The sequence below is a fragment of the Pseudomonas sp. NPDC088414 genome (assembly GCF_044753325.1).
Classification (GTDB): Bacteria; Pseudomonadota; Gammaproteobacteria; order Pseudomonadales; family Pseudomonadaceae; genus Aquipseudomonas.
The window spans coordinates 93,765-108,622 of record NZ_JBIVMY010000013.1 but is presented as its reverse complement, the minus strand read 5'-3'; the positions used below and the strand labels follow the sequence as shown (position 1 = coordinate 108,622).

General features: G+C 61.5%; 8 protein-coding genes and 1 other RNA gene. All 9 read right to left on the bottom strand.

The features are described from left to right. Window positions 1-243 precede the first annotated feature (243 nt). The 9 genes from ACIP8I_RS14060 to ACIP8I_RS14020 all read right to left on the bottom strand — a co-directional run bounded on the left by ACIP8I_RS14060 (window position 244) and on the right by ACIP8I_RS14020 (window position 14,673). Entirely contained in the window at window positions 244-582 is a 339-nt protein-coding gene (locus tag ACIP8I_RS14060; RefSeq protein ID WP_003223337.1) for a YbaB/EbfC family nucleoid-associated protein, read from the bottom strand. A gap of 67 nt (window positions 583-649) precedes the next feature. Next, on the bottom strand, window positions 650-2,737 hold the full coding sequence (gene dnaX / locus ACIP8I_RS14055) for a DNA polymerase III subunit gamma/tau (protein ID WP_400761862.1): 2,088 nt from the start codon (window positions 2,735-2,737) through the stop codon (window positions 650-652). A gap of 252 nt (window positions 2,738-2,989) precedes the next feature. Continuing rightward, a complete protein-coding gene (locus tag ACIP8I_RS14050) occupies window positions 2,990-4,939 on the bottom strand; it encodes a hypothetical protein (protein ID WP_400761860.1) in 1,950 nt (649 codons plus the stop codon). Between the two features lie 228 nt (window positions 4,940-5,167). Beyond that, window positions 5,168-5,264, bottom strand: an RNA gene (gene ffs, locus ACIP8I_RS14045) — signal recognition particle sRNA small type. Window positions 5,265-5,411: 147 nt separating this feature from the next. After that, on the bottom strand, window positions 5,412-6,575 hold the full coding sequence (locus ACIP8I_RS14040) for a putative zinc-binding metallopeptidase (protein WP_400761858.1): 1,164 nt from the start codon (window positions 6,573-6,575) through the stop codon (window positions 5,412-5,414). A 251-nt stretch (window positions 6,576-6,826) separates the two neighbouring features. After that, entirely contained in the window at window positions 6,827-9,184 is a 2,358-nt protein-coding gene (gene ligA / locus ACIP8I_RS14035; RefSeq protein WP_400761856.1) for an NAD-dependent DNA ligase LigA, read from the bottom strand. Between the two features lie 215 nt (window positions 9,185-9,399). Then, window positions 9,400-10,263, bottom strand: coding sequence for a cell division protein ZipA (gene zipA / locus ACIP8I_RS14030; RefSeq protein ID WP_047293036.1), 864 nt, complete (start codon window positions 10,261-10,263; stop codon window positions 9,400-9,402). Window positions 10,264-10,522: 259 nt separating this feature from the next. Beyond that, entirely contained in the window at window positions 10,523-14,011 is a 3,489-nt protein-coding gene (gene smc / locus ACIP8I_RS14025) for a chromosome segregation protein SMC (RefSeq protein ID WP_400761854.1), read from the bottom strand. A 2-nt stretch (window positions 14,012-14,013) separates the two neighbouring features. After that, window positions 14,014-14,673: a GntR family transcriptional regulator gene (locus tag ACIP8I_RS14020; RefSeq protein ID WP_007961062.1), complete on the bottom strand. Its 660-nt coding sequence runs from the start codon at window positions 14,671-14,673 to the stop codon at window positions 14,014-14,016. Window positions 14,674-14,858: the final 185 nt, after the last annotated feature.

The window sequence follows — 14,858 nt, the reverse complement described above, 5'->3', positions numbered from 1 at the left end:
TCACAGCGTTCGATGTTTCTACTCGACTCCTGTGGCGAGGGAGCTTGCTCCCGCTGGAGTGCGAAGCGCTCCCCCTGCTTTCTTTCAGGCATACCGGGTTTTCAGGGTTTACGACGACTTCGTCGCCGAGCGGGAGCAAGCTCCCTCGCCACAAATGAATACGGAACGCCCGAGGAGCAGAAACAAAAATGCCAGGCGCAATGCCTGGCATTTTGTGTAGCTCATCCAACCCGCAAAGGCGAATCAGAATGGCAGTTTCATACCCGCTGGCAGGTTCATGCCGGCGGTCATGCTGCCCATTTTTTCCTGGCTGTTGGCTTCGATCTTGCGCACGGCGTCGTTGACGGCGGCAGCGACCACGGCTTCGAGCATTTCCTTGTCGTCTTCGCTCAGGCCTTCAACCAGGCTTGGGTCGATGCTGACGCTTTTCACGTCGTGGCGACCGGTCATTACCACGGTGACCATATCGCCACCGGCCTTGCCGGTGACTTCGGCGTTGGCCAGTTCTTCCTGCATCTTGGCCATTTTTTCCTGCATCTGCTGCGCCTGCTTCATCAGGCCGGCCATGCCACCTTTCATCATGGGAATCACCTCAAAAGTACTTGGATCAAAACAGCGCCCGGCGCATAACGCCGAACGCCCTCAGTTATTAGCCTTGGGCGACCAAGGCATCGACAGGTTCAATAGTATCGTGTCGCACCACCGCACCGAACTGCTGAACCATTTGCTGGATGAACGGATCACCGTGGATCGATTCCTCCGCCTCGCGCTGACGGTTGGCCCGGCGACGGGACGCGGCCTGCGCCGGGGTTTCCTGTTCGGGTTTGATCAGCTCGATGGTCAGGGTCAGCGTGCGACCGTGAAACTGGTTCAACGCATCGTTCAGGCGCCGCTGCTGCGTGGCGTTGAACAGCGCACTGTGCGCCGGGTCCAGGTGCATCAGCCAATGGTCGCCATCGACCGCGATCAGCGTGCAATTGGCGGCGATGCTGCCGGTCATGCCGGAGATCGGCAGTTGCGGGAACAGCTCCAGCCATTGCAACGCCAGACCGGTGGCCGGCGCGGCGGCAGGCTCCGGCTCGGGTTCCGGGGCCGGCTCGGCGGTGTGTTCGCTGGCCAGATCGTCGAGGTAGCTGTAGGCCGAATCCATGTCCGGCTCAATGTAGTCTTCGTCCAGCGGCGGCTCATCGTCGAGATCCATGCCCGGTGTGGCGGCATCGACGTCGGCGACCGACGGCTCGGGAATCGGCGCAGCGGCCCACTCCGGCGCATCCGGCACCACGCTGTCCGGCGTCGGCAGCGGCATCGGCGGCAACTCGGGCTGCTCGCTGGCGGTTTCCAGCACCGGCTCGACGGCTGGTTGCTGCACTGGCTCGGGTTCCGGCTCGGGTTCGACCGGATCGTTCCACGGCAGGTCGACCACCTCTTCGGCGGCGACTGGCTCTGGCTCTGGCGCAGGGGCCGGCGCAGCGGCCACCACAGGCGCTGGCTCTGGAGCCGGCGTTGGTGCTGGAGCAACAACCGGTGCAGGCACAACAGCCGCAGCGACTACCGGCGCAGGCTTGGGCGCGGCAGCCACTGAGTTTGCGGAATCAACTGTGGCCTGGCTGATCCCCACTGGCTTTAGCGGTTGCCTCGGGGCGTCCGCCGTGTCCGCGGGCCGGAAGGCCAGCATCCGCAGCAGGACCATTTCGAAACCACCACGGGGATCCGGCGCCAGCGGCAAGTCGCGGCGACCGATCAGGCCCATCTGGTAGTAGAACTGCACGTCTTCGGCCGGCAGCGCCTGCGCCAGCGCCAATACGCGGTCACGGTCGCCATGACCGTTATCGACACCTTCCGGCAATGCCTGGGCGATGGCGACACGGTGCAGCACGTTGAGAATTTCCGAGAGCACGCCGTTCCAGTCCGGGCCTTGCTCGGCCAGATGGCGCACGGCTTCAAGCAACGCCTTGGCATCGCCTTCGATCAGTGCGTGCAACACGTCGAAAACCTGACCGTGATCCAGCGTGCCGAGCATCGCCCGCACATCGGCGGCCAGCACCTTGCCTTCACCGAAGGCGATGGCCTGGTCGGTCAGGCTCATGGCGTCACGCATCGAACCATCGGCGGCGCGGCCCAGCAACCACAGCGCGTCGTCTTCGAACGGCACGTTTTCCGCGCCGAGCACGTGGGTCAGATGCTCGACCACGCGTTCGGGCGTCATGTTCTTCAGGGAAAACTGCAGGCAACGCGACAAAATCGTTGCCGGAAGTTTCTGCGGGTCGGTGGTCGCCAGGATGAACTTGACGTACGGCGGCGGCTCTTCGAGGGTTTTCAGCAGCGCATTGAAGGAATGGCTGGAGAGCATGTGCACTTCGTCGATCAGGTAGACCTTGAAGCGCCCGCGGCTCGGCGCGTACTGCACGTTGTCGAGCAGCTCGCGGGTGTCCTCGACCTTGGTCCGGCTCGCGGCGTCGATCTCGATCAGGTCGACAAAGCGCCCTTCGTCGATCTCGCGGCACACCGAACACTCACCGCAGGGGCTGGACGTGATACCTGTCTCACAGTTCAGGCATTTGGCAATGATCCGCGCAATGGTGGTCTTGCCGACCCCGCGCGTACCGGTGAACAGGTACGCGTGGTGCAGCCGCTGGCTGTCCAAGGCATTGATCAGAGCCTTGAGCACATGGGTCTGGCCGACCATTTCGCGGAACGAGCGCGGACGCCATTTACGTGCAAGAACCTGATAACTCATCGAAAACCGTCGCAACGAAGGAAGCTGAAGCGGCTAATGCTAGCGGAGCAGGGGCAAAATTGCATCCGGTGTGCTCGTCTAATCTGGCCAAGCTGTTGTTGGCGGGAAAATTTCGGCTCGGGATCGGGACTGCGACACCCCATAACGCCCTGTAGGAGTGAGCCTGTTCGCGATAGTGTCATGTCAGTCGGCATCGATGTTGACTGAACCGAAGCAATCGCGAGCAGGCTCACTCCTACAAGGGGGGGGGAATCAATAGCCGTGCGATTCGCGGAATTTCTGGTAGTCGTGAAATTCGATCCATTCGACCACGTCGTACGGCAGATAAAGCTGCTGCCGGGCGCGGGAGATGGCGATGTACACGGCGCAGATCCGCTGATCGAACGCGTAGGCGTCCTTGAACTGCACGTTGGTCAGCAGTTCGGGCGTCAGCAGAACCCGGTCGAACTCCATGCCACCCGCCTCGTGCGCCTGCATCAGCAGGCAGCTTTTGCCGGGGCCGCCGATCATCCGGTTGAGCCGGGTCAGGTCAGCGACCTTGAAGCCTTTTTCCAGCTCGGCCTCGACCCACAGAAACGCCTCGTCGAACTGGTTGGCATCGCGCACCTGCTGCCACGTGGGCAAGTCGCTGAAATAGCGATGCGGACCCTTCTCGCTGTGCGCGGAACTGTAGAAATCGACCTTGAACAACTCGATGGCGCTGGTCATGAAGTGTTCGAGATCGCGCTGGGCTTTCATGTCGGCAAAGCAGAACAGACAATTGGCATCGTGCAGTTGCATGGCCCACTTCATCGTGTCCCAGGGGGACGCCGTCAGTACCACGCAACCTTCCGGCGGGACAAAGCCCTGTGGATAAAACTCGATGCCGACGTCCGCTTCACGCGCGCCTTCAAAGGGCACCTTGCTCTTTTCCGAGTGCCGGGAAATCAGCGGATTGACCAGACGCTCGACATTGCGTCCCGAACGCACCGAGTAGGTGATATCGCTCTGGCGCACTTCACGTTTTCTTTTCACCAGATCGCGATCGGCATGCTGGTACTCATCGCCCAGCGTGATCAGCACCTGCCGGCCGCGCTCGATGATCTGCAACAGCGAAGCGGGAATGTCCTGACTCTCGTCGATCAGCACGTGGGTATAACGCGGCGGCACCACGCAGCCGGCGAGGCTTGCCCGCTTGATCAGCAACAACGCTTCGAAGCCACTCTGCCGCCCCCACGCCGGGTTGGCCTCGAGGTAAGTCCAGACGCGGCTCGAATATTCCAGCAGCACCTTGGACTCAAGACCGGACAAGGACAGTTTGAAATACGGCAGATGATGCGCCGACAGGCTGTAATCCCGGGAGTGGCAATAGCGCTCGAGGGTTTCCAGGCAGACGTTCAGGGTGCGTTGCGCGTCATGCTCGCGAAAACCGAGGATGTTCAACTCCTGCGCCAAACGCTGTTTGCTCGCGACTCGGCCGGCGGCGCTTGCCGGCTGTGGCTTGCGCCCATAAATCAGCCCGCGCGCGAACGCCTCAAAGGTGATGCCGGGCTTGCGCTCACTGGTAACGCCCATGCGCTGACACAGGGTCGCGAGTTTTTCCGGGGTACGTGCCAGCAACAGGGTTTTCCCGGGATCCAGGCACTCGGTCAAGGCACCGACCAGATGGCTCTTGCCGATCCCGGCATAGCCTTGCACGTGCAGGTCTTCATCGAGGTTGGCGCGGAAGGTTCTGACCAGTTTGTCTTGCGCGGCGCTGAGCCAGCGCTCGCGGTGCGCCGGGCTGATCATCTGCTGGCTGAACGGATTGTTGATCGCGTGGTGGCGCGTCTTGAACTCGTCATCCCACTTGCCGTCGGGCAGCAGGTAATCCTGCGCCGCCACCTCTTCGGCCAACAGCAATCGCAGGTTCAATCCCCTGATGGCATTCAGACCGAAGTACAACTGGCGCGGGTCAAACAGCCGTTGCGCCTCGGACAGCAGCCCTGCCCCGCCATCGACCGCCCAGGCGATCAGGCGCGCCAGCACCTTCTCCGCCGCTGCGGCGGTGAGATCCTTTTCGGTGGCCTGAGCCAGATTCTGGATGACCAGCACGGCGGCCAGTTGCGCATCCGTCAGCTCGTCGAGGTTTTTTGAACCCTCGGGCTGCAACAGGCTCGCGCAGGTCTCGTCCGTCACAGGCAAGTACACGGCGGTGGATAAATCGTGATGTTCCGGGTGCATACAACCTCGTAGCCAGGGCGCGAACTTGTCAACGACGCGCGCAGCAAGACGGTGGAGTATGCCACTGTTCAACCTTGGTGGCCGAACAGGCATCGGGGGGCAGCCTTCGCGAGCAGGCTCGCGCCCACAGGGGCTGGCGTGAAAGCCCAAATCGCGGGCATAAAAAAACCGCAGTGGGCGAAACCCATGCAGTTCTGTTGAAGCGCTCAATGTTCGTTAAGGTGGTAACCCCACCAGCCACACCCCGGCACACAATGTTCCCGCTGTGGCTGCTGCCTTCCGGCTCTGACCAGGTTCACGGGTAATCGTTGCGGGGGGACCGATGGGGTCACCATAACGACACTCACCTGTCGGCGAGCCGCGCCATTGTACCTGTCTGAAGCGAAGTTACAACCGTTGGTTTCAGATAAAAAATATGAACGGGTTCAAGGACATGCGCTGAGCCTGAAAAGATCGCAACCTGCGGCAGCTGCTACAGGGTCAGCACCTCGTCCGCCTTGCCGCCCGCCTGCTGGATCACCAGATGGATGAAGTGCAGCTTGGCAATCGCCGCCGCCGGCAACACAAACGGGTAGAAATCCGGCTGGCCCATGCTGCGTGACAGTTCGTTGAGCATCCCCGCCAGTTCGATCCAGGCGTTGACGAACGACAGGAACGCCGCGCCGCCGGGCTGCTCCGGGTCGTACAGAGTGCTCGGTGGAAACGGCTGGTAATCGAAGTCCATTTCCCGCGCGCTCATGCCAAAACCCAGCGCAGTATCCACCGCATCCATCATGTGCAGGTAATGCGCCCAGGTTTCCGCCCAGTCCTCCCAGGGGTGCATGGTCGCGTAGGCACTGACGTAATGTTGCGGCCAATCCAGCGGTGCGCCCTGTTGATAGTGACGGTCGAGCGCTTCGGCGTAACTGGCGCGCTCGTCGCCGAACAGCTTGCGAAAAGCTTCGAGCCATGGGCCGTTGGCGATCAAACGATCCCAGTAGTAATGCCCGACCTCATGCCGAAAATGCCCAAGCAGCGTGCGATAGGGTTCATGCATCGCCGCCCGCACCTGCTCACGATGGGCGTCGTCGGCCTCTTTGATGTCGAGGGTGATCAGGCCGTTGGCGTGGCCGGTCATCGGCGCATTGCCTTCGAGGTCGACGCCGATGAAGTCGAAGGCCAGACCGGTGGCCTCATCCACGGTTTTCGGGATGACCGGCAGCCCGAGGGTGATCAGTTGCGCCACCAGCCGGCGCTTGGCGATTTCGACTTTGCGCCAGCGTTCGGGGTTTTCCGGCACCGAGAGGTCGGGGATGGTGCGGTTGAGGCTGCAGGCGATGCACAGGCTGTCGCGACCGTTATCCGGCAGCAGCCAGTTGCACGCGGCGGGAGTGTCGAGGTTGGCGCAGCGACGAAACAATCCGGCGTCGGGATCGGCATCGAGTGTCCAGCTGCCGTCCTGCGGGCCGGGTTGCAACGAGGTCAGGCGACTTTCTTCAGGCTGATAGCCCAACAGGGCGCTGCAAGCCAGGCACTGGCTGTTGCGAAAGAACAGCGACTGGCCGCAGCGGCACGGCCAGATTTTGCTGTTGCGTGAAGATTCGCCCATGAACGGCGCGACGATGCGGGAACTGAGCTGCTCGAAAAAGCGGTACATGGCGATCTCTCCCTGGGGCTTGCCAAGACTAGATCATCCTGAAGTCAACAATGTTCCCGAATACAGCGCAGTTGCTGAGTGACACTGCCGATGTGGCGAGGGAGCTTGCTCCCGCCGGGTTGCGAAGCAGCCCCAAAACCATGCGACCGCATTTATCCTGAAATACCGAGGATGGTGGTTTTGCGACGACTTCGTCGCCGAGCGGGAGCAAGCTCCCTCGCCACAAAAGCAGATTACCGAACTAAACGGTATCAGGCAGAAATGCCATGGGTTTTGAGGAAAGCGATAAACGCCTCTTCATCCATCACCTTCACCCCCAGCTCATTGGCCTTGGTCAGCTTCGAGCCAGCACCCGGCCCTGCGACCACACAATGAGTTTTCGCCGATACCGAGCCGGCGACCTTGGCGCCGAGGCTTTCCAAGTGCTCTTTAGCCACATCACGACTCATCAACTCGACCTTGCCCGTCAATACCCAGGTCTCGCCGGACAGTGGCAGGCCTTCGACGACTTTCTTCTCGCTAAACCAGTGCATGCCGAAATCACGCAGCTGTTTCTCGGCGGCCTCGGCGATCTGCCGATGTTCTGGGGAAGCAAAGAATTCACGCACCGAATTGGCCTGCTTCTCCGGTAGCGCCTGACGCATGTCCAGCCAGTCGGCATTCATCACCGCGTCCAGCGAACCGAACTTGTCCGCCAGTTTCTGCGCACCGCCCGGGCCGACAAAGGGAATGTGCAGCTTGGCGAGCAGACCACCAAGCGTGGTGCTGGCGGCGAACTCGGCGCCCAGCTCACCCTGATCCTGAATCTGCAGACCATGCCCCAACAACTCGGCGATCACTTGCTGGTTGTGTGCATCTTCAAAGAAGCTGTGAATCTCGTGAGCCACTTCCAGGCCGATGTCCGGCAGGTAGGTCAGCACTTGCGGCAACGCCTGCTGCACGCGCTCCAGCGAACCCAGCGAGCGCGCCAACACCTTGGCCGTCTCCTCGCCGACGTCGGGAATGCCCAGCGCATAAATGAATCGCGCCAGCCCCGGTTTCTTGCTGTCCTCGATGGCCGCCAACAGTTTGTTGCTGGAGACTTCGGCAAAGCCTTCCAGATCAACAATGTCGTCGAACTTCAGCGCATACAGATCCGCCGGTGAACTGACCAGACCTTCATCGACCAGTTGCTCGACGCTCTTGTCGCCAAGTCCCTCGATGTCCATCGCCCGGCGCGACACGAAGTGAATGATCGCCTGCTTCAGTTGCGCGCCACAGGCCAGACGGCCAACGCAGCGGTACACCGCACCTTCGCTGATGGTTTCCTTGCCTTTGCTGCGCTTGACCAGTTGCGTGCGTTCGACATGCGAGCCGCAGACCGGGCAGCTCTCGGGAATCTGTACCGCGCGCGCGTTCTCGGGACGACGGTCCATGACCACTTGCACCACTTGCGGGATCACATCACCGGCGCGGCGGATGATCACCGTGTCGCCGATCATCAGGCCCAGGCGCGCCACTTCGTCCATGTTGTGCAGGGTGGCGTTGGCCACGGTGACGCCGGCGACCTTGACCGGTTTCAGCCGCGCCACCGGAGTGACGGCGCCGGTGCGACCGACCTGGAATTCCACATCGAGCAGTTCGGTGAGTTCTTCCATCGCCGGGAATTTGTGCGCAATCGCCCAGCGCGGTTCGCGGGCGCGGAAGCCCAGCTCACGCTGATCGGCGATGCTGTTGACCTTGAACACCACACCGTCGATTTCGTAGGCCAGCGCGTTACGGCGCTCACCGATGTCGCGGTAGTAATCCAGGCACTCGCCGATGCCTTTGGCCAGTTTCAGCTCGTGGCTGATCGGCATGCCCCACTTCTGCAATTGCTTGAGGTTGCCGATGTGAGTGTCGGAAATATCGTGGGAGACCTGGCCGATGCCGTAGCAGCAGAATTCCAGCGGACGGTTGGCGGTGATCTTCGAATCCAGCTGACGCAGGCTGCCGGCAGCCGCGTTGCGCGGGTTGGCGAAGGTCTTGCCGCCGACTTCCAGTTGCGAGGCGTTGAGGCGCTCGAAGCCGGCCTTGGACATGAACACTTCACCGCGCACTTCCAGAGTCGCCGGCCAGCCTGTGCCATGCAGCTTCAACGGGATGTTGCGCACGGTGCGCACGTTGACGCTGATGTCTTCACCGGTGGTACCGTCGCCGCGAGTAGCGCCGCGCACCAGCACGCCGTCCTGATACAGCAGGCTGACCGCCAGGCCATCGAGCTTCGGCTCGCAGCTGTACTCCACCGCCGCTCCACCGCCGAACAGATCACCGGCCGGCAGATCCAGACCCTCGGTCACCCGGCGATCGAACTCGCGCATGTCGGTTTCTTCGAAGGCGTTGCCGAGGCTGAGCATCGGTACTTCGTGACGCACCTGGGTGAACGCGGTCAGCGCCACACTGCCGACACGCTGGGTCGGCGAGTCGCTGGTGATCAGTTCCGGATTGGCCGCTTCCAGCGCCTTGAGCTCGTGGAACAACCGGTCGTACTCGGCGTCCGGAATGCTCGGTTCGTCGAGGACGTGGTAACGGTAGTTGTGCTGATCGAGTTCAGCGCGCAGCTCTAGAATGCGGTTTTTGGCGGCGGTCATGGGTGTTCTCTCATAAAGCAAAAGAGCAGCCGAGGCTGCTCTATCTTCTAAATCACAATAGCTCAAGGCTATGGACATTGTGGCGAGGGAGCTTGTCGAATCGTCGCACCGTCCCGCTAGGTGGCGAAGCCGCCGTGATTTTGGGGCTGCTTCGCAGCCCAGCGGGAGCAAGCTCCCTCGCCACAGCAAGCCCCCTCCACAACTGCGCTCTGGCCTTAGCGCTTCTGGGTCAGGGCGCGGCGTTCGAACTCGACGATGCGCTGACGGTAGTGCTCGATGGTCTGCGCGGTCAGTACGCTGCGCTGGTCGTCTTTCAGCTCGCCGTTCAGTTCCTGCGACAGCTTGCGCGCCGCCGCGACCATCACGTCGAAGGCCTGCTTCGGATGACGCGGGCCTGGCAGGCCGAGGAAGAAGCTCACCGCCGGGGTGCTGAAATGGTCGATATCGTCCAGATCGAAGATGCCCGGTTTGACCGCATTGGCCATGGAGAACAGCACTTCACCGTTGCCGGCCATGCTTTCGTGGCGGTGGAAAATATCCATCTCGCCAAACCGCAGACCGCTTTCGAGAATGTTCTGCAGCAGGGCCGGGCCTTTGAAGCCGGCGGCGTCGCGGCAGATCACGCTGATCACCAGCACTTCCTCGGCTTGCGGCTGATCCTTGTCGGCCACCGCCGGCGCAGGCTTGCTGTCTTCGACGAAGTCATCATCACGGCTGCTGAAGCTCGGGCCGCCATCCAGATCCAGGTCCAGATTCAGGTCGCCCTGGGCCGGGCCGTTGCTGCCGCGCTTGCCACGCTTGGAGCCGGATTCGCGAGGCTCGCGTGCTTCGCGGGCCGGCATGCTCACCGACGGCAGATCGTGTTCGTCCAGTTGCGGCTCTTTATGCGTATCCAGCACGCGGGCCGGGCCCAACAGCTCAGCGCTGGTGTCCTCGTCCGGCAGGTTGGACAGACTTCGGTCAAGACGGAATTTCAGTTTTCCCTTGCCGCCGCGCATACGGCGCCAGCCATCGAAAAGAATACCGGCTATCACAATGATGCCGATGACGATCAGCCACTCGCGCAGACCGATTTCCATGTAATCCCGTGCCTCTATAAAAAATGCTGAAAAATAAGGGGTTTACATTGTGCAAACCGCTTTAAAACGTGGCGCCAACTCTATGTTCTGACAGGCGTTTTGCCCACGTATACGAAAAATTGACATTAAACTAGCACGACCAAAGACAACTTTACACCGTCTGTCACATTGGCTTGCGCGAATATGTCGATTGGCCAGCAAGTCGAAGTCGGTAAAAAAGTCCTACAGACTACTCATACCCTTCCGACACCACGCTGACTCAGGCGTCCACCATCGCCATCGCCTCCTCGACATCCACTGCAACCAGTCGCGAACAACCCGGCTCGTGCATCGTCACGCCCATCAGTTGATCGGCCATTTCCATGGCGATCTTGTTGTGGGTGATATAGATGAACTGCACGGTCTGCGACATCTCTTTAACCAATCGTGCGTAGCGTCCAACGTTAGCGTCATCCAGTGGCGCGTCAACTTCATCGAGCATGCAGAACGGCGCCGGATTCAATTTGAAGATCGCAAAAACCAGTGCCAGTGCGGTCAGGGCTTTTTCCCCGCCGGAGAGCAAATGGATCGTGCTGTTCTTCTTTCCTGGCGGCCGCGCCATGATCGTCACCCCTGTATCGAGTAGATCTTCGCCCGTCAGTTCCAAATACGCGCTGCCACCACCGAAAACTTTCGGGAAAAGTGCCTGTAATCCGCTATTGATCTGATCAAAGGTATCTTTGAAGCGATTACGGGTTTCCTTGTCGATCTTGCGAATGACGTTTTCCAGAGTCTCCAGTGCTTCCACCAGATCGGCATCCTGCGCATCCAGATAACGTTTACGCTCGGATTGTTGCGTGTATTCGTCGATGGCCGCGAGGTTGATCGCGCCCAGGCGCTGAATCCGCGCATTGATTCGTTCGAGTTCTTCTTCGGCGGCGCGTTCACTGGCCTCAGGCGTCAAGGTCGCGAGCACGCCATTGAGATCGTAGCCGTCTTCGAGCAATTGATCCTGCAACGCCTTGCGCCGCACGGTCAGCGCTTGCCATTCCATGCGCTGCTGTTCGAGCTGGCCACGGATCAGCTGCGATTGCTGCTCGGCCTGGGTCCGGCGTTTTTCCGCCTCGCGCAATTCGCGGTCGGCGTCTTCCAGTGCGATCTGCGCGGTCTTCAGCTCTTCGTCGACGGTCATGCGTTTGTCGAGCAGTTCTTCGAGTTTCAGGCGCAGCTCTTCCAGCGGTGCCTCGCCCTCCTCCAGATTCAGACTCAACTGTTCGCGTTTTTCGGTCAGGCGCTCGGCCTGCATCTCCAGACGCTCCAGCGCCTGACGCGTGGAATCGTGCTGCGCGCGCAACGAGCCGAGACGCACCGCCAGTTGATGGGCGTGATCCTTGTGCTGACGGGCTTCCTGACGCACGCGATCGAGGCGTTCGCGCAGGCTGTCACGCTGAGCCAGCAGCAATTCGCGCTGCTCGGTGTCCAGCGCCATGGCGTCGAGCGCTTCCTGCAATTGCATGCGCGCTTCGCCGACCTGCTCGTGCTCCAGCTCGCGTTGCTCGCCGAGTTCGATCAGCTCTTCGTCAAGCCGCGTGCGGCGCAGCGTCAGCTGTTCAGCCTTGGCTTTACCGGCGGACAACTGGGCTTTCAATTCACCTTGGGAGCGGGCTTCGTCCTGCAGCAAACGGCGCAAATGTTCGCGGCCGTTTTCCTGCTGACGCTGTTGCGCACGCAAAGTCTGCAAGCGAGTTTCCATGGCCTCGACCGTGGCTTCACGCTCTTCGCGCTCGGCGTGCAGCGTTTCGATTTCCTGGCCCCGAGCGAGCATGCCGCTCTCGGCTTCACTGGCACGACGCACCCGCAGGAAGTGTCGGCCAACCCAGTAACCGTCGCGACTGATCAGGCTTTGCCCGGCACTCAACTGGCCGCGCAGGGCCAAGGCCTGCTCAAGGCTGTCGACCGGCTTGACCTGGCCGAGCCATGGCGACAGATCGATCTGCGCCTCGACTTTATCCAGCAGGCTGCCCGCTACCCGCACGCCATCGTCGGCGGGGCTGAGCAGGCGCAGATCACCTTGGGTGAACCCGGACAGATCGAAACCGCTGAAATCATCCACCAGCACCGCTTGCAGGTCGGCGCCGAGCACGGTTTCCACCGCCAGCTCCCAACCCGCCTCGACCTTCAGGCCTTCGGCCAGACGTGGCCGTTCGGCGAGGTTGTGTTCCTTCAGCCATTCGGCGGTGCCGGTGCCCGGGTCGAGCGCGGCTTGCTGCAAGGCTTCCAGCGAGGCCAGTCGTCCGTTGAGGCGCTGCAAATCGCCCTGCGCCTGCTGCTGCGCAGTCAGCGCCTGCTGCAATTCCTGACGCAGTTGCTCCAGTTTTTCGACCTGCGCTTCTTCGCTGGTCTGCAAATCTTCGAGGGTCGCTTCGGACTCGGCGAGCTGCTCGTTGAGCGCCATGATCGCCGCGTCTTCCGGGTCGGCGGAAAGCAGATCGCGCTCTTCAGCGAGACGCTTTTGCCGATCGGCCAGACGCTCCATGCTGGTTTCCAACTGCTGGATCCGCGACTGCTGTACTTCGGCCTGGCGCCGTGGTTCAGCGGCGGTCAGATTGAAGGTGTCCCATTGCTCCTGCCAGCCGTGCATGACGCTTTCGGAATCCTCCAGCGCAGCGGCGGCTTCTTCGGCGGCGGCGCTGGTGACTTCCTGCTCGGGGGTGAGCATGTCCAGTTCTTCGCCGAGGGTCAGCAGCAGCGTGCGGTCGTGGCCCAGGTGCGATTCGGTTTCCACACGCGCGCGCTCGGCTTCTTTCAGATCGTCCTGCAACTGGCGCAGGCGTTGCTGACCGTGCTGAATGCTCTGCTCGACCCGGGCGATGTCGCCGCCGACCGAATAGAAGCGCCCCTGCACCAGATTGAAGCGTTCGGACAGTTCATGGTGCCCGTCGCGCAAGCGCTCGATGGCGGCATCGGCATTGCGCTGCTCGGCGACCAGCGCTTCGAAACTGACTTCCTGCGTACCGATGATCGATTCGCGCTGGCCGACCTGATCGTTCAGATCCTGCCAGCGCAGGGCCGACAGTTGCGCCTTGAGCTGGCGCTCTTCGCTCTTGTATTCCTGATACTTCTTCGCGGACTCGGCCTGCCGGTGCAAACGTTCGAGCTGGCGCTCAAGCTCTTCACGCAGGTCGGTCAGACGCGCCAGGTTTTCGTGGGTGCGGCGGATGCGGTTTTCGGTCTCGCGCCGGCGCTCCTTGTACTTGGAGATCCCCGCCGCCTCTTCGATGAAGTTGCGCAGGTCTTCCGGTTTGGCTTCGATCAGCTTGGAGATCATCCCCTGCTCGATGATCGAGTAGCTGCGCGGGCCGAGGCCGGTGCCGAGGAAGATATCGGTAATGTCGCGACGACGGCACTTGGCGCCGTTGAGGAAATAGCTGTTCTGGCTGTCGCGGGTGACTTTGCGGCGAATGGAGATCTCGGCGTAGGCCGCGTACTCGCCGACCAGGGTGCCGTCGGAGTTGTCGAACACCAGTTCGATGCTCGCCTGGCTCACCGGCTTGCGGCTGGTCGAACCGTTGAAGATGACGTCGGTCATCGACTCGCCACGCAGGTTCTTCGCCGAACTTTCGCCCATCACCCAGCGTACGGCGTCGATGATGTTCGACTTGCCGCAACCGTTCGGCCCGACGACCGCCGCCATGTTACTGGGGAAGTTCACCGTGGTCGGGTCGACGAAGGACTTGAACCCCGCCAGTTTGATGCACTTCAGCCGCACGCTCAGGCAACCGTCAGGGCGGAGACCACCAGATCGCAGCTGCGCTGGGCATAAGCCGTCAGCACGATGCGGATCTGCGGCAAATCACGGGCGAGCACAGCGGCGAGCAGCCGTTCGAACAGTTCGAGGAACTCGCTCATTTCGGCCTTGCGCTGTTCGAGGGCGAGGAAGTAGGCGCGGCTCATGGCCGGCTGCAGGTTCTCGACGGTCTCTTGCAGGTAAGGGTTGTTGGCAAACGGGTACGCAGCGCGCATGACGGCGAAGCTGTCGTCGACGAAGGTGCGGATGTCCTGACGCTCGTAGCTGGCGGTCAGGCGCTGCTGGATCTGCACGAACGGCGCCATGTCGGCCTGGGTCTGCCAGCCATTGGCGACCGCATTGCCGAGCAGGATGTACAGCTCGCTCATCAGCGTGCACAGGCTCTGCACCTTGTGCGCGGTGAGTTCGGTGACATGGGCGCCACGTCGCGGCAGGATCGCGATCAGGTGGCGGCGTTCGAGGATCAGCAGGGCTTCGCGGACCGATCCGCGGCTGACATTGAGGGCCAGCGTGACCTTCTGTTCCTGAATGCGCTCTCCCGGCTTCATTTCGCCGCGAATGATGCGTTCGGCGAGGTGGTGAGCGATTTGCTCGGCGAGGCTGTCCGGCGCCTTGAACGTCATGGTTGTCCTTCAAACTCTTCGATCTGCACAAGCGGCGCAGTGTAGCGCAAATGCAGGTGCATGGCGGAGTGCCCGCACGGCGCTTTTTGGCACGATTCAAGCAAAAAGGCAGTGGATCCGCTCAGGGTCAATACTCAATAGAGCACGCTTTAATCGACAAAACCGTTTTTCCTGACCTTTAAGTC